The 25,530-nt window shown below is 63.2% G+C and carries 25 protein-coding genes; 22 read left to right on the plus strand and 3 right to left on the minus strand.

Annotation, left to right across the window (positions count from 1 at the left end; all coding sequences use genetic code 11):
* The first annotated feature begins 30 nt into the window (after window positions 1-30).
* From R8871_RS09475 to R8871_RS09485, 3 genes are all read left to right on the plus strand, one after another.
* The gene (locus tag R8871_RS09475) at window positions 31-462 is read left to right on the plus strand and encodes a rhodanese-like domain-containing protein (protein ID WP_175050198.1); all 432 of its coding nucleotides are present in this window, start codon (window positions 31-33) and stop codon (window positions 460-462) included.
* A gap of 100 nt (window positions 463-562) precedes the next feature.
* Entirely contained in the window at window positions 563-2,632 is a 2,070-nt protein-coding gene (locus R8871_RS09480) for a putative bifunctional diguanylate cyclase/phosphodiesterase (protein WP_175050199.1), read from the plus strand.
* Window positions 2,633-2,754: 122 nt separating this feature from the next.
* Window positions 2,755-3,561, plus strand: a complete 807-nt coding sequence (locus R8871_RS09485; RefSeq protein ID WP_175050200.1) for a hypothetical protein — start codon at window positions 2,755-2,757, stop codon at window positions 3,559-3,561.
* A gap of 83 nt (window positions 3,562-3,644) precedes the next feature.
* Here R8871_RS09485 and dapA read toward each other — a convergent pair whose 3' ends face one another.
* Window positions 3,645-4,580, minus strand: a complete 936-nt coding sequence (dapA, locus tag R8871_RS09490; protein ID WP_175050201.1) for a 4-hydroxy-tetrahydrodipicolinate synthase — start codon at window positions 4,578-4,580, stop codon at window positions 3,645-3,647.
* A 408-nt stretch (window positions 4,581-4,988) separates the two neighbouring features.
* Between dapA and R8871_RS09495 the strand changes: the two genes are divergently transcribed.
* The 4 genes from R8871_RS09495 to R8871_RS09510 all read left to right on the plus strand — a co-directional run bounded on the left by R8871_RS09495 (window position 4,989) and on the right by R8871_RS09510 (window position 10,244).
* A complete protein-coding gene (locus R8871_RS09495; RefSeq protein ID WP_175050202.1) occupies window positions 4,989-6,281 on the plus strand; it encodes an aspartate carbamoyltransferase in 1,293 nt (430 codons plus the stop codon).
* Window positions 6,282-6,521: 240 nt separating this feature from the next.
* The gene (locus tag R8871_RS09500; protein ID WP_175050203.1) at window positions 6,522-7,985 is read left to right on the plus strand and encodes an amino acid permease; all 1,464 of its coding nucleotides are present in this window, start codon (window positions 6,522-6,524) and stop codon (window positions 7,983-7,985) included.
* 392 nt (window positions 7,986-8,377) lie between these two features.
* Complete coding sequence (locus R8871_RS09505; RefSeq protein WP_246287505.1) at window positions 8,378-9,436, plus strand: hypothetical protein; 1,059 nt, start codon at window positions 8,378-8,380, stop codon at window positions 9,434-9,436.
* 4 nt (window positions 9,437-9,440) lie between these two features.
* Complete coding sequence (locus R8871_RS09510) at window positions 9,441-10,244, plus strand: bestrophin-like domain (RefSeq protein ID WP_175050204.1); 804 nt, start codon at window positions 9,441-9,443, stop codon at window positions 10,242-10,244.
* Between the two features lie 64 nt (window positions 10,245-10,308).
* Here R8871_RS09510 and R8871_RS09515 read toward each other — a convergent pair whose 3' ends face one another.
* Window positions 10,309-10,986: a helix-turn-helix transcriptional regulator gene (locus tag R8871_RS09515; protein ID WP_175050205.1), complete on the minus strand. Its 678-nt coding sequence runs from the start codon at window positions 10,984-10,986 to the stop codon at window positions 10,309-10,311.
* A gap of 274 nt (window positions 10,987-11,260) precedes the next feature.
* Here R8871_RS09515 and R8871_RS09520 point away from each other — a divergent pair, with 274 nt between their 5' ends.
* From R8871_RS09520 to R8871_RS09565, 10 genes are all read left to right on the plus strand, one after another.
* Window positions 11,261-11,953 (plus strand): DUF2589 domain-containing protein, encoded by a 693-nt coding sequence (locus tag R8871_RS09520; protein WP_322789511.1) that lies wholly within the window; start codon window positions 11,261-11,263, stop codon window positions 11,951-11,953.
* Between the two features lie 31 nt (window positions 11,954-11,984).
* Complete coding sequence (locus tag R8871_RS09525) at window positions 11,985-12,800, plus strand: DUF2589 domain-containing protein (protein ID WP_246287507.1); 816 nt, start codon at window positions 11,985-11,987, stop codon at window positions 12,798-12,800.
* Window positions 12,793-13,239, plus strand: a complete 447-nt coding sequence (locus R8871_RS09530) for a lysozyme (RefSeq protein ID WP_175050206.1) — start codon at window positions 12,793-12,795, stop codon at window positions 13,237-13,239. The genes R8871_RS09525 and R8871_RS09530 overlap by 8 nt, the downstream gene beginning before the upstream one ends.
* Before the next feature lie 31 nt (window positions 13,240-13,270).
* Entirely contained in the window at window positions 13,271-13,777 is a 507-nt protein-coding gene (locus tag R8871_RS09535; RefSeq protein ID WP_175050207.1) for a hypothetical protein, read from the plus strand.
* A gap of 184 nt (window positions 13,778-13,961) precedes the next feature.
* Window positions 13,962-15,080: an extracellular catalytic domain type 2 short-chain-length polyhydroxyalkanoate depolymerase gene (locus R8871_RS09540; protein WP_175050208.1), complete on the plus strand. Its 1,119-nt coding sequence runs from the start codon at window positions 13,962-13,964 to the stop codon at window positions 15,078-15,080.
* 68 nt (window positions 15,081-15,148) lie between these two features.
* Window positions 15,149-15,691 (plus strand): hypothetical protein, encoded by a 543-nt coding sequence (locus tag R8871_RS09545; protein ID WP_175050209.1) that lies wholly within the window; start codon window positions 15,149-15,151, stop codon window positions 15,689-15,691.
* Window positions 15,688-16,320, plus strand: a complete 633-nt coding sequence (locus R8871_RS09550; RefSeq protein ID WP_175050210.1) for a hypothetical protein — start codon at window positions 15,688-15,690, stop codon at window positions 16,318-16,320. Before R8871_RS09545 ends, R8871_RS09550 begins: the two co-directional genes overlap by 4 nt.
* A gap of 142 nt (window positions 16,321-16,462) precedes the next feature.
* Complete coding sequence (locus R8871_RS09555) at window positions 16,463-17,080, plus strand: hypothetical protein (RefSeq protein ID WP_175050211.1); 618 nt, start codon at window positions 16,463-16,465, stop codon at window positions 17,078-17,080.
* 87 nt (window positions 17,081-17,167) lie between these two features.
* A complete protein-coding gene (locus R8871_RS09560; protein ID WP_175050212.1) occupies window positions 17,168-17,785 on the plus strand; it encodes a hypothetical protein in 618 nt (205 codons plus the stop codon).
* 59 nt (window positions 17,786-17,844) lie between these two features.
* Window positions 17,845-18,138: a hypothetical protein gene (locus R8871_RS09565; protein ID WP_175050213.1), complete on the plus strand. Its 294-nt coding sequence runs from the start codon at window positions 17,845-17,847 to the stop codon at window positions 18,136-18,138.
* A gap of 146 nt (window positions 18,139-18,284) precedes the next feature.
* Here the strand turns inward: R8871_RS09565 and R8871_RS09570 are convergent, their stop codons facing one another.
* On the minus strand, window positions 18,285-19,373 hold the full coding sequence (locus R8871_RS09570) for a zinc-binding dehydrogenase (RefSeq protein WP_175050214.1): 1,089 nt from the start codon (window positions 19,371-19,373) through the stop codon (window positions 18,285-18,287).
* A 90-nt stretch (window positions 19,374-19,463) separates the two neighbouring features.
* Between R8871_RS09570 and R8871_RS09575 the strand changes: the two genes are divergently transcribed.
* From R8871_RS09575 to R8871_RS09595, 5 genes are all read left to right on the plus strand, one after another.
* The gene (locus R8871_RS09575) at window positions 19,464-20,375 is read left to right on the plus strand and encodes a LysR family transcriptional regulator (RefSeq protein ID WP_175050215.1); all 912 of its coding nucleotides are present in this window, start codon (window positions 19,464-19,466) and stop codon (window positions 20,373-20,375) included.
* A gap of 336 nt (window positions 20,376-20,711) precedes the next feature.
* Entirely contained in the window at window positions 20,712-22,961 is a 2,250-nt protein-coding gene (locus R8871_RS09580) for a TonB-dependent receptor (RefSeq protein WP_175050216.1), read from the plus strand.
* Window positions 22,962-22,968: 7 nt separating this feature from the next.
* The gene (locus tag R8871_RS09585; protein ID WP_175050217.1) at window positions 22,969-23,730 is read left to right on the plus strand and encodes a tetratricopeptide repeat protein; all 762 of its coding nucleotides are present in this window, start codon (window positions 22,969-22,971) and stop codon (window positions 23,728-23,730) included.
* The gene (locus R8871_RS09590; RefSeq protein WP_175050218.1) at window positions 23,727-24,410 is read left to right on the plus strand and encodes a Fe2+-dependent dioxygenase; all 684 of its coding nucleotides are present in this window, start codon (window positions 23,727-23,729) and stop codon (window positions 24,408-24,410) included. Before R8871_RS09585 ends, R8871_RS09590 begins: the two co-directional genes overlap by 4 nt.
* A gap of 363 nt (window positions 24,411-24,773) precedes the next feature.
* Window positions 24,774-25,523: a (2Fe-2S)-binding protein gene (locus R8871_RS09595; RefSeq protein ID WP_175050219.1), complete on the plus strand. Its 750-nt coding sequence runs from the start codon at window positions 24,774-24,776 to the stop codon at window positions 25,521-25,523.
* Window positions 25,524-25,530: the final 7 nt, after the last annotated feature.

Genomic DNA, 25,530 nt, shown 5'->3' on the forward strand with positions numbered 1-25,530 from the left:
CCACGCTCACTGCCCAACCGGAACCTCGCCATGTCGACGCTCAACGCTCTCATCGCCCATAACGCCGTCACCGCCATCCCTGCCGCCGATAGCGCCGCCGCCCTTGCCCACTTCCAGGCATCGCTGCAATTCGAAACCGACTGCTCGGACGTCTCCGCGGCACTCGCGAGCGGCACGCCCGGCTTCGTGCTGCTCGACGTGCGCAGCCCGGCGCTGTTCGAACAGGGTCACGTGCCGGGCGCACTGAACCTGCCGCACGGAAAGATCGTGGCGTCGAAGCTCGCCGGGTACCCGCAGGACACGCTGTTCGTCACCTACTGCGCGGGCCCGCACTGCAACGGCGCTGCACGCGGCGCACTGCGTCTCGCGCAGTTGGGACGCCCGGTCAAACTGATGATCGGCGGCATTACGGGCTGGCTCGACGAAGGATTAACCCTGGTACACACCACGCCAGCTGTGTGATGCTCAAACCCCATGAGTAACATATTGAAAATCAATTAAATAAACGCCACCAACTGTCGATAACAAGTTCAGCCGCTTCCCTCTCGCGGTTGGACTTAACATGCAGAGCTCATACAATTTTTGGCTGGTTGGAATCTCGTTCGTCGTCGCGACGCTGGCGTCGTACACGGCGCTCGATTTGACCGGCCGTATCTTCCTGTTGGCATCGAACGGTTTGCGGCACGCGTGGCGTCTCGGCGGCGCCGCCGCGCTCGGGGTCGGCATCTGGTCGATGCACTTCGTCGCCATGCTCGCCTTCTCGCTGCCGATTCCGCTCGGCTACGATTTCGCAACCACGGCTTATTCGCTCGGAATCGCGATCGGCGTGTCGTATCTGGCGCTGGTCGTGACGACCCACGCGCGGCTCACGCTGCTTCGGCTCGTGGCCGGCGGCGTACTGATGGGCTTCGGCATTGCCGGCATGCACTACACCGGCATGGCGGCGATGCAAATGGAGCCGGGCATCCACTATCAACCGGCCTGGTTCGCCGGCTCGCTGGCGATCGCGATCGGCGCCTCGACCGCCGCGCTGTGGATGGCGCGCGCGCTCAGTAACGATGACGAAGCCCACGTTTTGCGCAAACGTTTCATCGCGGCGCTGGTGATGGGCGTCGCGATCAGCGGCATGCACTACGCCGGCATGGCGGCCGCCGAGTTTCCGCCCGGCGCCGTGTGCGGCGCGGCCAAGGGTGTGAACGCCGCCTGGCTCGCGACTTCGGTCATCCTGTTCACGTTTGCGATTCTGATCGTCACGCTGATACTGTCGCGCTTCGATGCGCGCACCAGCTTTCTGGTCGGCGCAGTCTCGAAGCTCAACGGTCAGATCGTGCGACTCGCCACGCTGGACACGCTGACGGGCCTGCCCAACCGCAGCACGCTCACCGAACGCATTGACCGCGCCATCCATAGCGCGCGCCGGCAGCGTTCGCTGTTCGCCATCCTGTTCATGGATCTCGACGGCTTCAAGACCATCAACGATTCACTTGGCCACTCGGCCGGCGACGAAGTGCTGTCCGCGTTCGCCCAGCGTCTCCTGCTGTGTGTGCGAGAGAGCGACACCGTCGCGCGTCTCGGCGGCGACGAGTTCGTCGTGCTCTCCGAGAACCTTGAATCGCGCGAAGACGCCGGCACGATGGCCGAAGGCGTGCTCGAGCGGATGCGCCAGGGTGTATGGACCGATTCGCAGCCGCTGCAGGTGATGCCGAGCATTGGCATCGCACTCTTTCCCTACGACGGCGACACCGTCGACACGTTGCTCAAGCATGCCGACGCGGCCATGTACGAAGCCAAGCGCGCTGGCCGCAGCACCTATCGCTTCTTTGAACAGAGCATGAACGAAGCCGCGACGCGCACGCTGCAAATTCAAAGCGCGCTGCACGAAGCGCTCACCGCCGGCCATTTCTCGCTGCACTTCCAGCCGAAGTTTCACGGCAGCGGCGACTCGCTGGCGGGTGCCGAAGCGCTGATCCGCCTGAATCATCCGCAACTCGGCGCACTGGCACCGCTCGAGTTCATTCCGATTGCCGAGCGCTCGGGCCAGATCGTGCAGATCGGCTACTGGGTGCTGCGCGAGACGTGCCGGCAGATTCGCCGCTGGGTCGACCAGGGCCTGCCGTCGATGAAAGTGGCCATCAACCTGTCGCCGCGTCAGTTGTCGCAACCGGACCTCGTCGCGACGATGCTCGAGATCGTGCAAGACGAAGGCGTGCAATGCGCGCAGATCATGTTCGAAATCACCGAAACCGTCGCCATGCAGGACGCGCAGAAAACCATCGAGATGATCCGCGCGTTCCAGGCAAGCGGCTTTGAAATCGCCATCGACGATTTCGGCACCGGCTATTCGAGCCTCGCCTATCTGCAACGCTTTCGCGTCAAGCAGTTGAAGATCGACCGCTTCTTCACTAATGGGCTCGACGAGCACGGCCCGGAAGGCAGCGCGATCGTTTCCGCGATCATTGCGCTCGCCCACTCGCTGGAAATGGACGTGGTGGCCGAAGGCGTCGAAACCGAATCGCAGCTCGGCATGCTCAAGACGATGATGTGCGACGAAATGCAAGGCTTCCTGCTAGGCAAGCCGCTCACCGCCGATGCCTTCGGCGATCTGCTGCGGGCAAGAATGGTGGCCGCATGAACATTCCTATCTGTTTGAAAGACGCGTACCTTTGCGCCCCGGTTCGCCTCTCATGGCGCGCCCGCTGCGTCGCCTCGTTTTACCTATAAGCAGGAACAAACAGATTGGTTGCAGGAGACTTCATGAAAATTGACGTAGCGACGTTCCAGACGGTGTGGCTGATCACGTTTCTGTGCAGCGCCCTCATCACGACAGCGCTTTCGCGCATGTTCGCGCAGGTGAGCGCCTTCCGTTTCTGGGCCGTCGGCTTTTATCTGCTTGCCACTGCCACGGCATGCTTCGCGTTGCACAAGATCTGGCCCAGCGATTTGCTGTTGCTGGCTACCGCGACGCTGGCTTTGCAAAGCCGCATTCTGATCTGGACGGGCACGCGTGATCTGTTCGGCGCATCGGCGCCGTGGCGCGCCGGTCTCGTCGTCACTGCCGTGTTCTGCGTGCTGTATGCAGGCGTGCTGGCATGGAATGCGCCGCTGGCGGTCCGCGCCACTTTGCTGGCGCTGTTTTTCGCGCCGTGCCGCGCGGCGACACTGTATGAGGTGTACCGACGCCGCCGCCCGCAACTTGGGGCTGCACGTATGCTGGTGGCGGTGGGCAGCGGTATTGCGACGCTCAATGCCATCGTGCCGCTCGTCCTGGTGTTGCTCGACCGCTCCAACATGACGCTGCTGTACGGCAATCCTCGCACCACCTCGGCACTGTATGCCGTCGTGTTTGCAGGCGATCTGCTGCTGACCATCGGCCTGATCGTGCTGGCCCTGCATCATCTGATCGTCGAACGCGACATGCTCGCCACGCTCGACCGCGGTGCGCTGGAGCGTCTCGCCGAGTCACGGGAAATGCGTGGATTGCACGAATCGCGAACGCCGCGCGGCGACGTGCTCGGCCACGACACGTCCACGCAACGCCAGACGCTGCCGGGGCCGGTTTGACGCGGCGCGCGGCCGCTTAGCCTGGCATCACGAGCCATCATCTCAAGTACAGATAGCCGCAAGCGAATCCGCACGCAGGCCCCCTATGCCGCCGCGTGCGACTCGATCCGATCAAGCCCTTCCAGTGCTCTGAGCCGCGCGACCAGCGCATCGCCCGCACGCGTCATCGGCATGCGCAACTCGTCGCGTATCAGACCTTGTGCGGCGAGGAGAGCCTTCACCGGCGCCGGATTCGGTTCGGCGAAGAGCGCCTGGATCAACGGCGCGAGTTCGTGAAAAATACGCCGTCCTTCGTCAAGCCGGCCGGCTGACAGCGCACGATACAGCGCGACGAACCGTTCCGGCCGCAGATGCGCCGAAGCCGCGATCGCCCCGCTCCCACCCAGACACAAGGTGTTGAAGATATTGATGTCCTCGCCGGTGAGCACCTGCAGGCGTCCATCGCGAATCAGCGCGAGCGTGGTGTCGAGCGAACCGGCGCAATCCTTCACCGCCTGAATCCGCGGATGCGCGGCGAGCGTCAGCAGCGTGTCGAGTTCGAGCCGCACGCCGGTTCGATAGGGAATGTCGTACAGCACCACCGGCTTGTCGCTCGCATCGGCAAGCGTCATGAAATGCCCGACGATGCCCGCTTGCGAAGGCCGGATGTAGTACGGCGCAGCCATCAGCACACCGGCGATCGGCAGTGCGTTCAGTTGTTCGATGCGCTCCTTCATGCTCGCCGTGTGATTGCCCGACACGCCGACCAGCACGGGCAGCGCTGGTGCTGGTGCTGGTGCTGGCGCGTCCACGCCGCGGGCGGCAGCGTGCGCTTGCGCTTCGTCGAGAATCGTCGCGAGCACGGCGTCCTGCTCGGCTTCGTCGAGCGCGGCCGGCTCGCCAGTCGTGCCGAGGGCAACCAGCCCGGCGATGCCCGCGTCGGCATAGCGGCGCACTAGCGCGCGCAGCGCGGCATGATCCACCTCGCCATCGGCGAACGGCGTGATGAGCGGAACCCAGATACCCGAAAAAATAGACATGTCTTTACCTCGATGACGACCGTATCGATTCCGATCAGCGGTGCGAGGGAGGAAAAACAGGGAATGCCGCAGAGGGCGTTGACCGGCTGTTCCGTCGCAACATCTGACGGAACAGCAGCTCCGGTCAGATGAGCGGCTGTTTTTTGGCTTTGGCGCTAACGCTCGGGAAACCCGCGCGTGCGACCACGACGCTCGCAAAAGCGAGACGGGCGATGGTTGACGGACGGAGTCGGAGCGTTTGGCCGGGATGCATGAAACGCAGTGTAACCGCGTCCGGCCCGAGTTGGCAAAGCGGGCCGGCCCACGGATTGGCCAAACTCGCAAAATTGCTTGACTTCTGCGACAGGGAAACTAATATACGCACCGCGTACATAGCCGGTACGCAGCCCTTTCCCGACAGGTGCCCGCATGAGCGTCCCACAACAAGCTTTCCTGCGCGACGCGATGCGTCGCATGAACATGACCCGCGAAACGTTCGCGAGCCGTATCGGCGTGTCGCGCCGCGCGCTCGACACATGGCTCCTGCCGGACGATTCGCAGGAATCGCGGGCCATGCCGGAGATCGTGGAGCGTTTCGTGTCGGAAATCGTGGTGCATGGTGAACCGGGTGAAAACTATACGCAAAGCGTAGACTCACAGTCGCTGGCGAGCCAGATGCTGTTCGAGGGCAAGCCGCAGTTGCTGTCGGTCGATCAGTTTTCGCGCGACTCGGTCGAGGCGCTGTTTCGCGTCGCCGACATCATGCAGCCGATCGCGCGGCGCCGGAAAATCTCCCGCGTGCTCGAAGGCGCGGTCCTCGGCAACCTGTTTTTCGAAGCGAGCACGCGGACCCGCGTGAGCTTCGGCGCGGCATTCTGCCGGCTGGGCGGTTCGGTGTGCGACACCACCGGCTTCACGTTTTCGTCGATGGCCAAGGGCGAATCGATCTACGACACCAGCCGCGTGATGAGCGGCTATGTGGATGCGCTGGTGATCCGCCATCCGGAGCAAGGCTCGGTGGCCGAATTCGCGCGCGCCACCAACGTGCCGGTGATCAACGGCGGCGACGGTCCGGGCGAGCATCCGAGCCAGGCGCTGCTCGATCTGTACACGATCCAGCGCGAGTTCTCGCGGCTCGGCAAGATCGTCGACGGTGCGCATATTGCGCTCGTCGGCGACCTGAAATATGGCCGCACGGTGCATTCGCTGGTCAAGCTGCTGGCGCTGTATCGCGGCATCAAGTTCACGCTCATCTCGCCGCCCATGCTCGAAATGCCGAGCTATATCATCGAGCAGATTTCGCGCAACGATCACGTGATCGAGCAAACCCACGATCTGCCCGCCGGGCTGCGCGGCGCCGACGTGGTGTACGCCACGCGCATCCAGAAAGAGCGCTTCACCGACGAATCGTTCGAAGGCTACACACCGGATTTCCAGATCAATCAGGCGCTGATGGACAGCGTCTGCGGCGCCGACACGCTGATCATGCACCCGCTGCCACGCGATAGCCGGCCGGGTGCGAACGATCTGAGCGTCGACCTGAATCACGATTCGCGTCTTGCGATTTTCCGGCAAACCGATAACGGCATTCCAGTGCGGATGGCGATTTTCGCCGTGCTGCTGGGCGTAGAAAAACTGGTCCAGCATTCGATGCGCGACGCCGCGTGGCGCCCACCGGTGTATCTCGGTCCGGACGATGCGGTGTTTCACGGCATCGATTGATCAGGATTCCAGAAATGAGTTGAAAGACGGCCTTGCGGCTTACCCGCAAGGCCGTTTTTGCATCTGCAGCACCGATCTCCAGTACCCACCCGATTAAATCCGGACTAGACTGAACTCGTCAGTTTCCTCCTCAACCGCAATATCAACATTGCCAGTCGCCTTAAAAGCAGTCGCTTATTGCAGTGCGTCACGAATCGATTCGATTCCGGATTCACCAACATACGAACTGGACGGCTCATCATGGCAGACACAAGTTATATGGCGCGCAAATCCGTCGCGGATATTGTCGCAAGCGCGGAAGGCGGTGAGCATCATCTGTCGAAGTCGCTGGGTGCGCTCAGCATTACGGCGATGGGTATCGGCGCGATCATCGGCGCCGGCATCTTTGTCCTGACCGGCACGGCCGCGGCGCACTATGCGGGGCCGAGCATCATTCTTTCGTTTGTCCTCGGCGGGATTGCCTGCGCCTTTGTCGGACTCTGCTATTCCGAACTGGCGGCCATGCTGCCGGTCTGCGGCAGCAGCTATACCTACACCTATGCCACGCTCGGCGAATTGTTCGCGTGGATCATCGGCTGGGATCTGATCCTCGAGTATGCGATGGGCGCAGCGACCGTTGCGGTCGGCTGGTCGGGCTACATCGTGAGCCTGTTGCACAATGTCGGGATCAACATTCCACCCACCATGGCGGCCGCGCCCGGCACCACGGTGACGCTCGCAGACGGCAGTACGGTGGCCGGCGTCGTCAATTTGCCGGCGATTTTCATTATCGCCTTGCTCACCATCATGCTTGTGCTCGGCACCAAGGAGTCGGCGCGACTCAATAACATCATGGTGGCGATCAAATTGACGGTGGTACTGGCCTTCATCGTCATCGGCGCCTTCTTCGTGCATCCGGCCAACTGGCATCCGTTCATTCCGCAGAATACGGGCCAATTCGGCAATTTCGGCGCGAGCGGCATTCTGCGCGGATCGGCCGTCGTCTTCTTCGCTTTCATTGGCTTCGATGCGGTGTCCACCGCGGCCCAGGAGGCACGCAAGCCGCAGATCGACATGCCGATCGGCATTCTGGGCTCGCTGGTCATCTGCACGGTGCTTTATATTGCGGTCGCCGGCGTGCTGACCGGGCTGGTTCCGTACGCGGAGCTCAACGTCCCGGATCCGATTGCGAAAGGTGTCGACGTGATCGGCGTCACCTGGTTTTCGGTGCTCATCAAGATCGGTGCGCTAACCGGCTTGACGACCGTGATACTCGTGCTGCTGTATGGCCAGAGCCGCATTTTCTTCACGATGTCACAGGACGGCCTGCTGCCGCACCTGTTCGCACGCGTCCATCCGCGTCTGCAAACGCCTCATCTGAGCCAGACGATGATCGGCGCCATCGTCGCGATCGTGGCGGCGTTCACACCGATCGATGTATTGGGCGAAATGGTTAGCATCGGCACCCTGTTCGCGTTCATTCTCGTCTGCGGCGCCGTGATCTATCTGCGCCGCAGCGACGCGGGCGCCTCCAGGCCGTTCCGCGCGCCGGGCGTGCCGGTGATCCCGATCCTCGGGATTCTGTTTTGCCTGCTGCTGATGGCCGGGCTGCCGCTCGTCACGTGGGTACGGCTCTTCGTCTGGCTCGTGATCGGGCTCATCATCTACGGGAGCTACGGTCGCAATCATTCGCGCCTTCGCCATCCGGAGCGGGCACCCGACTGATATCGCAGACGGTTCGGTATTTCACGGCATCGATTGGACGACTCTCATCGACAAATTGACTGATCACGATTTGCCGATATAAAGCGGCCTTGCTGAAAACCAGCAAGGCCGCTTTTTTTTCCGCCGTCGCTCGAACACCCGTCACGGGCGCTTCGTCACCCCCTCATGCATGACTTCTGCTGGATTGTCCGCAGCGCGCGAGACAAGCAAAGTGGCATCGCCGTCTATCGCGTCCGGGCAAACCGCCCTGATCGGGAGACCACATCGTTCCCCACGCACGCCGGCACTCTTCCACAGCAGGACACTCATCATGACTTTGCGACGCTTCCTGACCCGAGCGTGCCGCGCCGCACGTTCAGCAATCGGCCACCGCAACGAACCGGAGGGCTGACATGGGCATCGACCATTTTTCCAACCGGTTCCGGCTGCGTGCCACACGAGGCAATGCCCTTCCTGACGGCGCATCGCCCGGTGCACTGCTGGCGCAATTGCGCGACGAATGCGAGGCGATGGCGCGCTACGCGTTGCATCACGGCTTGCCGGTCGCGCCGGAAACCATCTCGCTGCTGAGCGCACTGATCGACGGCACGGCGCCTGACAACCCGCCTCCGGTCACTGCCGGCGACGCGCCTCGTTACGCCGCCACCTCGCAGCATTCGCTTGCATCGATCCACCGAAAACTGGCCGCGCTCATCGCGCCGGCCACACCGCAAGCCGTCACGCTGCTCGATGCGCACCACCGTCTCGGCCGCCCGTTCGCGTGGCTCGGCCCGGTGCCGCTAATCAGGCTGTTGACGGTCGCGGCGATTGCGTTTCTGATCGCCGTGATCGCAACCGGGCTTTCTCCCGACGTCTCAGCCGACAACGTCGAGCGTGGTTTCCTCGATTCACACGGCACGCAGTTGCTATGGAATGCGCTGTTCCTGCTCTTTTGCGCGGGGCTCGGCGCATCGTTCGCGACGCTGTTTCAGGCACATCGTTACGTCGCCGCCTCGACGTACGACCCGAAGTACGACGCATCCTACGGCGCGCGCCTGATTCTCGGGCTCATTGCCGGGTTGATCCTCGTCGAGATGCTGCCGTCGCGCCTCTTCGATCAGGGCAGCATGCACAGCTTCGGCAAGCCCGCCCTCTCGATGCTCGGCGGCTTCTCGGCAACCGCCGTACACCGCTTGCTGCAGAGACTCGTCGACACGCTCGACACACTCGTGCGCGGCGATCGCTCGTCCGACGCGGACGCCGCACAGCAAACGCGCCGCGCCCAGGCCGTGAGCGAACGCACGCAATGGCAGAGCGAGATCGCCGCGAGCCTGCTCGAACTTCAGCAGTCGCTCGATCGTCCAGATGCCGGCGACACCGTACGCCAACGCCTCGCGGATCTCACTCGCGCGATGCTCGCAGGCGAGCCGGTCCGGCTGTCTGCTGCCCCCGTTCCAAACGACCCGGAGTGACACGATGCTCTTCCTCTACAACATGCCGGCCGCCCTGATGGGTGCGCTGATCGTCGGCGCGACGCTCGCCGCCGCCCTGGGCGGCTATCTGCTGTTTCGCCGCTGCTTCCCGGTTCAACTCGATGCCGAACAGCGCGGCATGACCGTGGCGATGATGTCCGCGGTGACCACCATCAATTCACTGCTGGTCGCCTTCGCCGCCATCACGGTCTGGGGCACCTACGACGCCGCGGCCGGCACGGTCTCGTCCGAGGCCGCGTGTGCGACCGAACTCGCTCACGATCTCGCGTCGTTCGGCAAGCCGGATGCACTCACCGCCAGGAGCGAGCTGATCGTCTATATCGAGCATGTCGTTCACGACGAATGGCCGCAAATGCAGCAGTACGCCCGCGCGGATGCCGGGACCCAGGCCGCGTTCGACCGGATGTTCGCGACGACAAACCGGATCGTGCCGTCGGACGATCGCGAGCGGGCGCTGCTGACCGAAGTGCTCGCCCGCGTGAATGAAATGACCAAGCTTCGGGAGCATCGGCTGCAGGCGCTCGATGTCGCCATGCCGGTAACGTTGTGGGGTGTCATGCTGATCGCGAGCGCGCTCTCGCTGGTGCTGCTGTACGTGTTGCCCGTGACCCGCTTTCATCTTGGGCTCGTGACCATCTGGGCAACGACGCTCGGGCTCGCGTTCTTTTTCGTGCTGGCCGTCGACCGGCCGTTCGCCGGCGAAGTCAGCGTAAGTCCGGCGCCCATGCAGCACGCCATCGACACCCTTGCCGGTGAAGACGCCGGACATCAGGTTGCGCCGGCCTAGCCGGTCTTCCGGTCTTCCGGTCTTACATGCGGCCCCTGCCCCGGGCCGAATGTAAGCGTGGCATTTACCCATGCGTGACGCATAAGAGCGTCTGACCGTGCACATTTTCAGGCGTCACGTGACGCGCAAGCCACAGCGCCGCCTCCGTGCGATTGCTGACGCCGATCTGCCGAAAAAGTGCGTACAGGTGATTCTTGATGGTCCCCTCCGCGACGTTGAGCACCCGGCAGATCTGCTTGTTCGACTTCCCCTCGGCCAGCAGACGCAACACCTCGCGCTGCCGCGGCGTCAGGCGTTCGAATGCCCGATCGCCGGACTGCGCCTGGGCCGGCCCCAGCTCGGCGCCAAGCCCATAAGTGGGCGGAACATAGATCGCGCCCGAGGCGACGCGGCAGAGCGCATCGGCGAATTCGTCCGCGCTCGCATGACGCTCGACGATGCCCGAGGCGCCTGCCATCAGTGCATCGGCGATTGCCTGACGACACACCGTGCGCACTACGAATAGCCACGGCACCGTCCCCAGGGCGTCCTGCAGCACCTTCGGCCAGCCCATTCGTGCGGCACGCTCGTCCCATTCAAGGGTGACCGCGCCGACCGTTCCTGGCGGCAGGCCTTCCCGGATGCGGTAGATGTCTTCGGGGCGCTGAGCCGACCACACCTGGCAACTGCTGTCCCGTCTCCATAAGACATCGGCTACCCCTGCCACGAATAGCGGCGGACTATCGATCATCAGAACGTTCATTTAAGCGTATCCCCTCGGTAGCGAGACGCTCGGGTTCACGTTATTTGCGTCTCTTCGGCTCGCTTTTACCGCTCTTTTGAAAATGGCGCACTAGTTCCGACGATCCGTGAAAAACGTTCTAATACAAAAGGCACTCCATTTCTTTCAGAATTAATATGTCGCCCGCCCCTGCCGTCATGCATGACGGATGGCCTCTCCACAGATTTCTACGAATTATGTAATTTGAATATAGACAGTGTATTCGCACTGTCACAAATTCACCATGGAGGTCTGTATGGATGCCAATTTCATCGGCTCTGTCATTAATGCCTTACCAATGGACCAAATGATTGCCGGTCCATTGAAAGCAATGATTTCAGCGCAAACCCAGGCGGCGAAAAGTTATGCCGATTTTCTGATGCAGGTATGCATTCAGAACGGCAAGGCAGTCGCCGTGCAGTTCGACTACGACGAAACACTCGTCGACGAGAGCGGCGTATCGAAAGGCGTGGTGCAGAAGACCATGCGCATTCCGCTGCTGGCCGCGATCGTTCATCCGATCATCGCCATCGAAGAAGGCACGATCGACTTCGAAATGGAAATCACGCAGTCGGAGAAGTCGTCGGAGTCCACCGATGCGAGCGGCGAATTCCAGGCGAAGTTTGGCTGGGGTCCGGTCAGCGTGAGCATCTCGGGACGTGTCTCGCACAAGTCGGAGCAAACGCGCAGCACCGATACGCGAGCGAAATATTCGATCCACACGCAGATCAAGCGGCAGCCGCCGCCCGAAGCGCTGATGCGTGTCATCGACTTCCTGACGGACGCCGCCACCAAACCGGTCGTGACCGAAGACAAGTCGAAAGACGTCAAGCCGCTGCCGGCCACACCGACGGACGGCAAGCTGGTCGGCGAGACGACGCAACCGGGCACGCAAACGAGCACGCAACCCGGCACCCAGGCGAGCGGCCAGCAGCCTGTCCATCAGTAAGCACAGCGGCCACTGACGGCGGACGGACACCATGTTCAACTTCTTCAAGCGGCGCCGCGGCGTGCCGGGTTCACACGGCAGGCAGGCAGAAGGCGTATCGCACGACGACGTCTCACAGCGCACGGCCACGCAGGACGCTAGCGATAGCAGACCGGCCGCCGCGCACGACACGCGTGACCCACGCGAGCCGCCGGTGGCCGCGCAAGCCGCCCCGCCCGCCTCAGCGGCGGCAGGCGACGCCGACATGGCGAACGGCACCGGCGGGAACGTGCCGCCCGGCGCTCCGCCGTCCGGCGGTGCGCCGCCGTCGAGCGCGAGCGATCCACCCCCACCGCCACGCGGTCTCGCGCTCGACGACATTACGCGTGGCATGCAACACGCGGCAGCCGCCGCGAACCAGTTGCTCTCGCTTCAGTACACCACCGTGCTCGACCAGTTCTTCGACCAGAACGAGGACGGCCTGCTCACGCCACGCGCGGTCGAGGTCGCGCTCGACGCGGAGCACACGATGCCGGTGCCGCTGGTCGCGCTGGCGACGCCGCGCGGACTGGCGCTCGACAGGATGGTCGTGCATCTGACGGTGCGCGCCGACTTTACCGAAACGCTGCCGGCAGGCGGGTTGGCGGGCGGCGATCAACGCGGCCGTTTCTTCGTGACGCTCGCGCCGCCGTCGGCACGCCCGAACGCCCAGGGCGAGCAGGCTCAGCGCGACAGCCAGCACATCGACATCGAAATGCAGTTTGCGGCGCTCGACCCGCCCGAAGCGATCATGCGCGTGATCGACGAATACACCCACCGGCTCGTGCCGCGCGCACGGCACGACGACGAGGAGAAAAGCCATGCCTGAACAACCCACGTGCACCGGCACGCAAGGTATCGACCTGATCAAACAGTACGAAGGGCTGCGCCTGGCCCGCTATCTCGACGCCGTCGGCAAACCGACGATCGGCTACGGGCATCTGATTCTGCCGCACGAAAGCTTCAACCGCCCGCTCTCGGAGTCCGAGGCGCTGGCGCTTCTGAGGCGCGACTTGCGCAGCGCCGAACTCGGGCTGCGCAAGCTGGTACGCGTGGCGATCACGCAGCAGCAATTCGATGCGTTGATGTCGTTCGTTTTCAACCTCGGCGCGGGACGGCTGCGTTCTTCAACGCTGCTGCGCTATCTGAACGCGGGCGCAAGCAGTCATGCCGCCGACCAGTTCCTCGTCTGGAACAAAGCGGGCGGCAAACCGCTCGCGGGGCTGACGCGCCGCCGCCAGGCCGAACGCAAGCTGTTTCTTTCCTAGTGTCCTTAGTGTCCTGACAGGAGGCTTCCCGATGATTTCAAACCATCACGACCGGCCGGGTCGCGGGCTTAACAGGCGTGTTGTCTGCGCAATCGCAGCCGCCGCCATCGCCGTATATTCCGTCGCTGATTCGCACGCCCAACAGCCGACGCCGGCGCTCACCTGCGAGGCTGAAGTTGTGCGCATCAGTCAGGCCTTGCAGATCGCGCACCAGCCGGCGCTATGCGAGCGCTGCGGCGAGCGGCTTGCGCGAACGCTCGACAGTCTTTACCGGCTCGGCGTGCTGCCCAGCTTCTACGCATCCGTGGACAGCGCCAACTGGGACGACCCGCAGCGCCGGCCCGCGATGATGAGCGGCCGCAGTCTCGCCGGCATTCCTGACGGCGGCGACCTGTTGGCCGACATCGACAGTGGTTTTGGGCCGCGCGGCATCCACCGGTTGCGCTACACGGCGTCGAACCGGCCTGTTGCCATCACCACGGTTGACCGCAGCGTCTCGATACCGCTGGTGCCGTGCATGCCCGGCGGCGCGCGCTGACAACCTGACAATGCGCGGCGAGTACGGCACAGGCCATCCGTCCTATGTCGCCGTACCAGCCTTCCGCCCTATTCATGCGAACGCGCCGCGCATCTACTCTGCAAGGGTAGTGAAACACAAGCAACGCATGCCTGAAACGTAGATCCGAACACTCATCGAGCACACCCTCAACAGGAGCAATGGCATGAATCCGGCAGCTACCCATAACAATTCGTTATCCGAACTTGATAGGCAACCACGCAGATCCTGGCACGATGTTCTGCGCGCGCGGTTCAGTGCAGTGGTGCTGATCGCCGCGACCGTCTCGTGCGCACACGCCGCGGACCTCGCGCCGCTGCCCACGCTCGGCGCCGATCTGAAACATACGTCCGTCTCCGGACTGTCCTCCGGCGCGTTCATGGCGGCCCAGTTCGACGTTGCCTGGTCGAGCCGTCTGATCGGCGCGGGCATCGTGGCCGGCGGCGCGTTCGATTGCGCGGGAGAGTCGGCCTTTATCGCACCGGCCGTCGCGGCGGTCACGCTGTGCATGCAGCCTGCAGGCGCCGCGCCATCTGCGGAAGGCGCATGGCGTGCCGCGCAACGCGCGGCGAAGGCCGGCCAGATCGACGATCCGGCCAATCTTCGCGAGCAGCGCATCTACCTCTTCAGCGGCGCGAAGGATAGCGTCGTCGCAACCCGCGTGGTCGATCAGGCCGAGCGGTTCTATGGGCTGGCTCAAGTGCCGCGAACCAGCATCGAGTACCAACGCCATCCCGACGCCGGCCATGCACTGATCACGAACCGCCCGGAAGACTCACCCTGCGACGCGAATCAAAGCCCGTACATCAACAACTGCGGCTTCGAGCAATCGCACGAGATACTGCGCTGGATCTACGCGAGACCCAATGCGCCGTTGAATGCACCCGCGACGCAGCCAGGCGGCCAGTTGCTGAGCTTCGATCAGCGCGAGTTCGATCCTGACCGAGGGGCGTCGCTCGCCGACGTGGCCTACGTGTATGTGCCGGCCGATTGCCTGCATGCGGCGTGCGCCGTCCATGTCGCGTTTCACGGTTGTGTGCAGAACGCGGATGCCGTCGGCCAACGATTCGTGCGTGGCGCCGGCTACAACGAGATCGCCGACACCAACCGCCTGATCGTGCTCTACCCGCAGGCCGCGAAATCGGCCGTCAATCCGCTCGGATGCTGGGACTTCTGGGGCTACACGAGTCCGGACCCGGACCATCCCAACTTCAATACCCGCGAGGCGCCGCAAATGGCCGCCGTGATGAAGATGATCGAGCGCCTGGGCGGCGCACGTCAGTGAATGCGGTGATTGTCATCGCTCGTCGCTAATCGAACCCGAAACCGAACCGAACCGATCAAGGATCCGTCATGCTCTCGACCCTCATCACGCAGTGGGAAAACGCCAATCTCGCTGTCTTCCAGTTATTCGGCAAGCTCGTCGCACAGTCGGCCAATCCGGCGGGACTGCCGGGTGCCACGACGGACGTCCGCGCGTGGCGCGCCTTCGTCCGCACCGCCCTGCAGAGCACCCAGCAGTACACAAGCGCCACGCAATCGGCATTCGACGCCGGCTGGCGCGAGCAGCGCGACCGTTTCGCGCTGCCGGGCGCCGCCGCCGCGATCAAGGAGCTGGCCGCGATCAATGCCGACCTCGCGACGCGCATCGCCCAAGGTCACGTCCAGCACACCGGCGCGCTCACCGATGCGGCTGCCCAGTATCTCGACGACCTGTCCCGCAGCCGCAACGCCACGGATGCCGCGATGGCCTTCGGCCGGTTCGCGAACGACATGCAGGCGCAGAGCCGGGCGCTCACGCTGCATACGTCGTCGGTTGCCGGCAGCGTGTCTCCCGCCATCACGCAGTGGGTCGAGAAGCATCTCTCGGACGACGACACGGAGCCGGCGAAATGAACGTCAATCTTCGCTTCGTCAACCACTCGAATGACTGCGGCAACAGCGAAATCGTGCTGTTCCAGCGCAACGTGATTCCCGATTTCGACGAGCTCGCGATCGCATGGAAGGTGATCCGCTTCTGCGGCCGGGATTGCATTCATCCGTTCGTCTATTCGACCGACATCGAGATCGCGCTCGGCGACGAGCACGGCAACTTCTCGCCGCGCATGAGTGCGCAGCACGGCGGACGGTTCGTCATCGGGGTTCATCCGACCGGCCGCGCCCGGCTCACCGGCGAACCGGCACCGGCGAGCGGCGCGGACGGCGGTCCGGAAATCCAGGTCGTCAACCGGATGCCGCGCGGCGCGGTCAACGTCAACGCCTTCAACGCCGGCAAGCTGATCGCCGCCAAGCAGGCGGTGGCGCCGGCGCAGAAGGCCGTGTTCCGCTTCACGCCGGCGCTGTGGATCGGCGTGGCCTCGCAGATCGAGGAAGGACGCGCGCTCAGTTCAGCGGTGCTGTCGAGCGACAACACGATGCTGCCCCTGGCCGGCATTGCCGCGGGCGACATCGTGATGACAGGCGGTGGCAGCGGCAGCGATGCGCAACCCTTCGCTTTCGCGTTCGAAAACATCGTGCCTCTCTAGCGCCTTTAGCGCTTCGAACCGGCGCGGCGCCCGCATGCGGCGTCTCACCTCTTCTTTCGTTTGACGGCCCGTCCAACCGGCAGGCCGGTGGCAAGGTGCGCGGCAAACCGATTGCCGTATTTCAACCTCAAGGAGCAGGCAAGTGGATATTCAACTGAACTTCATCAACCGTTCGAACGACGCTAACAATTCGAACATCGTGATCTTCCAGAAAAACGTCGCGACGGATTTCGACGAACTGGCGATCGCGTGGAAAGTCATCCGCAACTGCGGCCAGGGCGACAATCATCCGTTCAAGTTTCCCATGACGATGAGCGTCAGCGCGAGCGACAGCTACGGCAACTACATGCCGCAGCAAACCGCGACCAACGGACAGGTCTTCCAGATCGTCCGCTCGACGTCGGGCGACGTGCTCACGCTCGGCACGGACCCGGGCAACAGCTCGGAAGTCCAGGTCCGTAACGATCTGCCGAACGGCGCCACGAACGCGACCATTTACAAGGACGGCAGCCCGCTCGCGACCAAAACATCGATCGCGCCGGGGCAAAAGGCCGTGTTCCAGTTCAAGCCGACGCTGTGGATCGGTGTCGCGTCGCAGATCGAACAGGGCGCGCTGCTGAATTCGGCCGTCATCTCCGACATCAACACAGAGCTTTCGTTGCTCGGCATCGCCAGCGCCGACATCGTGTTGACCGGCGGCGGTCCCGGCCCGCGCTCGTTGCCGTTCACCTTCCGCCTCGAACACGTCGTGATGGCGTAACGGACTTAACGGACTCAACGGACACGCGTTCGGCGTCGGAGGATTCGCCATTCGGCGCCGCTTCACTCCACCACGAAAAGGTTCGCCATGGACATCAAACTCAATTTCATCAACCTCTCCAACGACGTCAACAACAGTCAGATCGTGATCTTTCAGAAAAACGTTTCGACGGATTTCGACGAGCTCGCGGTCGCGTGGAAGGTCATCAGCAACTGCGGGCGCGGCGACAATCACCCGTTTGTCTTTCCGCTGCTCACCACCGTTACCGCCAGCGACTCGGACGGTAACTATATGCCGCAAAAAGTCGCGCAGAACGGTCAGATGTTCAGCGTAAGCCGCGCGGCATCCGGCAACGTGCTCGCTATCGCCGGTGCGTCGTCGAGCTCGCGCGAGATCCAGTTGCGCAACGATCTGCGCACGGGCGCTATCAGCGCCGGCGTGTTCAAGGACAACCGTCTGCTCGCGAAGAAGACCGGCATCGTGCCGGGGCAGAAAGCCGTGTTCGAGTTCAAGCCGACGCTCTGGATCGGTACCGCCTCGCAGATCGAGCAAGGCAAGGTGATGAATTCCGCCGTGATCTCCGACATCAACACCGAGTTGTCGCTGCTTGGCATTGCACGCTGCGACATCGTGATGACGGGCGGTGGCGGCGGAACCACAGCGGTGCCGTATCAGTTCAGACTGGCGAACGTCGTAATGGGTTGACCGGACGAATCGACAGCAATTTCACTATTCGCAGCCGCAATCCTCAAAGGAGATGCATCATGCCGCTACACCAAACCGACACTGAAAAACCGACCAAGGCGAAGGACTCGTTAGTCAGCAAGTACCACGATAAGAAGCAGAAAGGCATCGGCTTCTGGGTCCGTAAAGGTCTTCTGAACGACAGCGATAACCCGGACCTCTCTCTACTCGGCGGCCACCTCGTTGTACGTCTTTCCAACATAGGCGACGATGAGGAGGCAAACGAAGTGTCGGGCACCGCCCACTGGATTTTCAAATCGTCGGCCGGTCATTACTACGGCGTCGTCGTCGCCGGACCGCTCAGCGAGGGCTAGAACAACGCGGTGATTCGCGGCATCGATTGAACGTCGCTTGACTGTGGATTGCCCGTGGATTGATTGCGATTTGCCGATGCAAAGCGGCCTTGCTGTGAATCAGCAAGGCCGCTTTTTTATGCCGCCGCAGCTAAGCCGCGAAGCGCTCAACCCCACGCTTGTGAGGACCTGCCTTCCACGACCGTGCATTGCAGACCCGACATGCGGCCGGCAGCATCGATCGCCGCTTCCAGCTCGGCAAACGGATAGGACTTCAACTCGACCGCATCGAGCGGAATCTGCCCGGACGTCACGAGCGAAACCAGTGCGAGATAGTCAGCGCGCGTGTACATGAAGTGGCCGATCAATTCCCAGTTGTTCAGCAACATCTCGCTGTACGCAATCGGCAAGTCCACCTGCATGCTGCCCATCAGCACAAGCCGCCCGCCGCGGCGCAGACTGCGCAATGCGGCCAGCGTTGCGTTCGCGTCAGTGGCCTGGCCGACCATGTCGAACCCGAGGTCCGCGCCGCCACCGCTTGCTGCGCGAATCGCTGCGATGTCTTGCGCGGCATCGCCAGTCAACACGAGGGGCGCCACACGCCCGCGGCCTTGCTCGACCAAGGCCTGCAGCGGTTCCAGCCGCCGGCCGAGCGCGACGACCTTGCTCGCGCCGAGCGCGAGCGCCGCCAGCACGGCCGCCGAGCCGAAGTAACCGCTTGCGCCGTTGACCACTACCGTTTCACCCGCTGACAGACGGCCGCGTCGCAAGCCACCGAACGGCACCGAGAATTTGCCGAGCACCGCGAGACGGGCGGCGTTGACCTCGTCCAGACCGTCCAGCGCGATCAGCGTCGAGGCCGGGAATTCGGCCAGTTCGCGCAATGTGCCGTGCGGAAACTCAACCATCAGCGCCCCGCTGTCCGCGCTGATAGCGGTGAGCCCCACCAGGGCTTGCGCCGGTTCGCGCACCGCTTCGTCGGCAATCCAGTACGGATTCACGGCAACGCGTTGACCGGCGCGAAATGCCACCACACCTTCGCCGACTGCGACGATCCGGCCAACCCCATTGGTGCCGGGCGAAAACGGTGTTGGCGGATACGCATAGGGCAACTTCCCTTCGACATAGTCACGCGTGTAACTGAGCAACGGCACCGCCTCCATCCGCACCAGCACAGCGTTACGGCGCGGTTGCGGCTGGCTCACGTCGCGCAAGGCCAGCGGCTTGCCGGGTTCGTCGAGCATCCAGGCTTTCATGTTGAGCTTCCTTCAGTTCGTTTCGGTGCTTGAACTGTAGAAGCGCGGTACGTATTCTAGAAATCAATTACTCATATGCGACCTATCAACATGATTGATCTCCGCGGCATCGACCTGAATCTGCTGGTTTCGCTCGACGCGCTGCTCGCCGAGTCGAACGTCACGCGTGCGGCCGAGCGGCTGCATCTGACGCAACCGGCCGTCTCCACGCAGCTTTCGCGTTTGCGGCAGATCTTCGGCGATCCGCTGCTGCTGCCCGCCGAAACCGGTCGCGGCATGACGCGCACGGCCCGGGCGCTGGAGCTGATGGAGCCGCTTCATGCCGCGTTGAAGAATCTCGAAGCGGTGGTACGCCACCAGTCCGTCTTCGATCCCCATACCGACACGCGGCGCTTTGTGATCGCCGCGCACGACAACGCCACCGCCGTGCTCGGCATGCGTCTGATGGAGCGCTTGCCGGCGTCGGCGGGCCCAGGCGTGCGCGTGGCGTTCCTGATCGGCGATCAGCCCACCGCCGCGTCGCGGCTCGAAAGCGGCGAGATCGACCTGCTGCTCGGTTCCGACCGGATGATTCCGCCGTCGATGAAGGTCCGCAAGCTCTACGACGAGCATTTCGTGTTCGTGCAGCGCAAGGGGCATCCGCGCGGCGACGCCCCACTGGATCTCGACACCTACTGCGCGCTCGATCACGTGCTGGTCTCGACCAGCGGCGGCAGTTTTCACGGCTTCATGGACGAGCATCTCGACGAACTCGGCCGCGAACGGCGCGTCGCGCTGTCGCTCCAGCACTTCGCGCTGGTGCCGGAGTTGCTGTCTAAAACCGACTACGTTTCGACGCTGCCATCGCGCTTCGCGACGCGCTACGCCGATCGTCTCGACACCTTTGCGCTGCCGTTCGAGGCGCGCGGCTTCACGCTGTACGCGGGCTGGCATCCGCGCAATCAGGCCGATCCGGCGCTCGTGTGGCTGCGGGAAATGCTGGCCGAGTTGGCCGAACAGTAGGAAATCGGGCGGACAGGATCCGCCTTGGACTAGAAGACAGAGGCGCGCCATGCGCTATAGACGGCGCTCGCAGCGACAAAAGTGCAGGCATCTCCACGCCTGCCGGAGCCGCCAAACTCACTCCTTCCCTAGCCATCTTCGTCGATCAAGCCGCCAATTTCATGAATTGACCCACGCACTCAATTCCCCGCCCGAAGATTTTCTGATGAGAACGCTTCTCAATTACAAGCAGATTGCATAGAATGCACGCCGCAAACAATTTGTAATAAACATGGAATGTTCGGGTAAGAAAATGCGTTGCTCGCCCGGGCACCAGCACTCATGACGGGGATAAAAATGAAGTTGCGGTCCGACGAACCGAAGCTCGGCAAAATCAGCACGACGCTGTGCAGCATGTTGGCAGCAGGTCCCGCGCTCGCGCAGGGCACCGCCGGCACGGCGCCGCCTGACAAGGAGAGCCAGCTCGCGCCGATCGCCGTGCAAGGCCAGGCGGACGACGGCTTCAAGACCGACCACTCGGCGTCGGTCAAATTCACTGCGCCGCTGGTCGACACGCCGAAGTCGGTGACCGTGATTCCGCAGGAGTTGATCAAAAGCACGGGCGCCTCGACGCTGACCGAAGCGCTGCGCACGGTGCCGGGCATCACGTTCGGCGCCGGCGAAGGCGGCAATCCGCTCGGCGACCGGCCGTTCATTCGCGGCTACGACGCCCAGGGCAGCACCTTCGTCGACGGCATGCGCGACATCGGCGCGACCACGCGCGAAGTGTTCAACATCGAAAGCGTGGAAGTGACCAAAGGTTCGGACGGCGCCTACGGCGGCCGCGGCGGCGCGGGCGGCAGCATCAACCTGATCACCAAGACTCCGCATCTGGGCAATTCCGCCGACGGCAGCGCGGGCCTCGGCACCGACCGCTACCGCCGCTTCACCGCCGACGGCAACTGGCAAATGGCCGATCACGCGGCCTTCCGCCTGAACGTGATGAGCCACAACAACGACGTGGCCGGCCGCGACGCAGTCAACAACGAACGCTGGGGCATCGCACCGTCGTTCACCTATGGTCTCGGCACGCCCACTCGCGTCACGGCAAGCTACTACCACCTCTCCACCGACGACCTGCCCGACAGCGGTATTCCGTACTTCTACACAACCACCAACAAGCCGGCCAACGTCGACACGATCTATCCGGCCAATGTAGACCGGCATAACTTTTACGGCCTGATCGACCGCGATTTCCGCAAGACGACTTCGGACGTCGGCACCGTGCGCATCGAGCACGACATCAACAGCAATCTGACGGTCCGCAACACCACGCGTTATACGAAGTCCACGCAGGACTACATCTGGACGCAGCCGGACGATAGCCAGGGCAACGTTGTGAACGGCATGGTGTGGCGCCGCGCGAATACGCGTGCCAGCGACGTCTACAGCCTCGCGAACCAGACCGAACTGTTCGGCGAGTTCAGGACAGGCTTCCTGAAACACAGCTTCACGACCGGCCTCGAACTGTCGCGCGAGACCAGCGTGAATGATTCGTACACCGTTGCAACGGCCACCGGTGCGATCTGCAAGACCAAGGGCATCGGCTCGGCGTCGGGCTATAACTGCGCGAGCCTGTGGTCGCCGAATCCGAACGACCCGTGGGCCGGCTCGGTCAAGCAGACGAACGACCCGAGCGAGCAGCGCACCACCACCAAATCGCTGTATGCGTTCGATACGATCGAACTCACCAAACGCTGGCAGGCCAATGTCGGTTTGCGCGTCGACGATTACTCGACCGATTTCCGCAACACGGTAGCCAACGGCGGCAAGCGCACCTCGCGTGACGACACGCTGTTCAACTACCAGTTCGGTCTCGTCTTCAAACCGGCTTCGAACGGCAGCGTGTATGCGTCGATCGCGACCTCGTCGACGCCGGCCGGCGCCCTGCTCGGCCAGGGCGGCGAAACGCAATCGCTGACGCCGGGCCGTGGCGGTGTCGGTGCGAACGCGGATCAGCTCGCACCGGAAAAGAACCGCAGCATCGAACTCGGCACCAAGTGGAATGTGCTCGACAACCACCTCTCGCTGACGGGCGCGCTGTTCCAGATCGACACGACCAATGCCCGCGTCACGCTGCCGAACAACGAATACGCGATGGTCGGCAACAAGCGCGTGCAAGGCTTCGAATTCGGCGTGGCCGGTCAGTTGACGAACAAGTGGCAGGTGTTCGGCGGCTACACGTATATGAAGAGCCAGTTGCGCGACAACGGCAAGACCACCTCGGATAACGGCCACCAGTTCCCGAATACGCCGAAGAACAGCATCAGCCTGTGGACCAACTACGACGTGCTGCCGAAGTTCACGATCGGCGGCGGCGCGTTTTACATGTCGCAGGTGTACGGCGATACGGCGAACCTGCGTGCGGTGCCGTCGTACTGGCGCTTCGATGGCATGGCGACGTACCGGATCAACAAGAAGGTCGATCTGCAACTGAACGTGCAGAACATCTTCAACCGGACGTATTACGACCAGGCGTATCCGGCGCACTATGCGTCGATTGCAGCCGGCCGTTCCGCCTTCCTGACGCTCAACGCGCACTACTAAGCACGGCATGACGGAACAGGTAACGCTGAAGGCGCTGGCGAGCGTGTCGCATGACGAGCTCGCCGCGATTCTCGCCGGACCACCGGCCACTGCGGCCGCGTGGGTGGCGGCGGCCGCGCATAACGGCATCGTCGAAGCGCAGGCGGTGTACGGGCAGTATCTGCTCGACGGTCACGGTGTAGACCGCAACGCTGAGGAGGCGTTGACCTGGTTCAAGCACGCGGCACGGCAGGATCATCCGATGGCGATGAACATGCTGGGCCGTTGCTATGAACACGGCTGGGGAACCACCGCGTGCGCGCCGGTGGCGCTCTACTGGTACCGCCTCGCGGCGCAGGCCGGACTCGATTGGGGCATGTACAACTATGCCTCCGCATTGGCGCTCGGCAATGGTGTGGCGTGCGATCGTGCGCAGGCGCTGCAGTGGTTCCGGCGCGCCGCCGAAATGGGTCACGTTAAGTCCATCAACTTTATCGGCAGCTTTTACGAGGACGGCTGGGAAGTCGATGCGGACGCAAGCATCGCGCTCGACTGTTACCGGCGTGCAGCGGTGGGCGGCGATTTTCGCGGCCAGTTCAACTATGCGCGGCTACTGGCGGAACGCGGCGAGATCGATGCCGCGCTGGTGTGGCTGCGGCGCGTGCCAGTAACGGCAACGGCGGCGTTCGTCGAGAAAATGCAAGCATGGCTGGCCGCATCGCCAGTCGCCGCATTTCGTGCACTGGCTGACCAGATCAACGAAGAGATCCATGAAGAGGTGCGCGCATGATGCTGCATCTGCAAGGCGTACTCAGCAAACAGCAGGTCGCGCAATGCCGCGAAATCCTCGACGCGGCGCCATGGATCGACGGCAATGCGACTTCCGGCGAACAATCGGCGCAGGCCAAGCGCAACCAGCAGTTGCCCGAAGGCTCTCCCGCAGCGCGCGCGGTTGGCGATGCGATTCAGGACGCGCTCGGCCGCAATCCGCGCTTCTTCTCCGCCGCGTTGCCGCTGAAAGTCTTTCCGCCGCTCTTTAACCGCTATGCGGGAGGCGATGGTTTCGGCACGCACGTGGACAACGCGATCCGCCAGTTGCGCGGCACCGACTTCCGCATCCGCAGCGATTTGTCGGCCACGCTCTTTCTGGCCGAACCGGAGTCCTACGACGGCGGGGAACTCTGCGTCGAAGACACCTACGGCGTGCATCGCGCGAAGCTGCCTGCCGGCGACATGGTGCTCTACCCTGCTTCGAGCCTGCATCACGTGAGCGCGGTGACGCGTGGCGTGCGGGTCGCTTCCTTCTTCTGGATCCAAAGCATGGTGCGCGACGACGGCGAACGCGCCATGCTGTTCCAACTCGACAACGACGTGCAACGTCTGGCTGCCGAAAAAGGTTCGAACGACGCAACCGTGGTAAGTCTCACCGGCATCTATCACAATCTGCTGCGCCGCTGGGCCGACGCCTGATCTGGCGGACTCATCGTCTCACACAAAACAGTCTTTCTTTTTGCACGTAGAAAGAAGGCACGTCCGCGTATTTACTTTCCCATTCGTTAAGCGCAACGTCCGTGGTTGACGCGCGTCGCTACGTTTCTGGTTGCGCTCTCCAGGATTCGATCCTTCGCTGTGACCCGATAGCCGGGTGGCAGCGAACCCCGTTGCGCCGCGTGCGCAACCTGTTGCATTCGCAACGGCACCGAAATTGCTGATTACGCTGATAACGACGAGTTAGGCCACGACGCTTCGGATGCCAACGTGCGGGTATCCGCGCGTCGGCTACTTGCATGTCGCCAGCCTGCATTGACCTTTCAATGGAGCCAGCAGACCGTCATGTCCACGAAGAACGAACATCAGGATTCGGGCGACGCGCTCGCCACCACGCCACCCCGACCGTCGCGCCGCCGCTTTCTGCAGTCGGCGGCCGCGGCGGCCACAGTCGGCGCGGCGCCGCATCTGCGCGCGCAAACACAAACCCCCATCCCGGCCGCGCCGCCCGCGGAAGTTCGCTCGCCGGTGCCGGGCCGTCCGGTCACGCTGACCATCAACGGCCGCGCTTACACGCTGCAACTCGAACCGCGCGTGACCTTGCTCGATGCGCTGCGCGAGTACGCGGGTCTGATGGGCACGAAGAAAGGCTGCGACCGTGGGCAATGTGGCGCATGCACGGTGATCGCCGACGGCCGTCGCATCAATTCCTGCCTGACGCTCGCCGTGATGCATGAAGGCGAGAACATCACGACGGTGGAAGGACTCGCCAGCAACGGCGTGCTGAGTCCGTTGCAGCGAGCCTTCATCGAACACGATGCGTTCCAGTGCGGCTACTGTACGCCCGGGCAGTTGTGTTCCGCGACTGCCCTGCTGAACGAATTCCGTAACGGCACGGCCAGCACCGTGACCGCCGATGTCCGCAGCCGGCCTCCACAACTTTCCGACGACGAAATCCGCGAACGCATGAGCGGCAATATCTGTCGCTGCGGTGCGTACGTCAATATCGTCGCGGCGGTGCGCGCCGTGCATGAAGGCGGTGAGCAGAACGTTGCGAGCGGCAGTGGCAGCAGCGACAACCGCCACAACGCCTGACGGAGCG

The organism is Paraburkholderia sediminicola (assembly GCF_902859805.1).
Taxonomy (GTDB): Bacteria; Pseudomonadota; Gammaproteobacteria; order Burkholderiales; family Burkholderiaceae; genus Paraburkholderia; species Paraburkholderia sediminicola.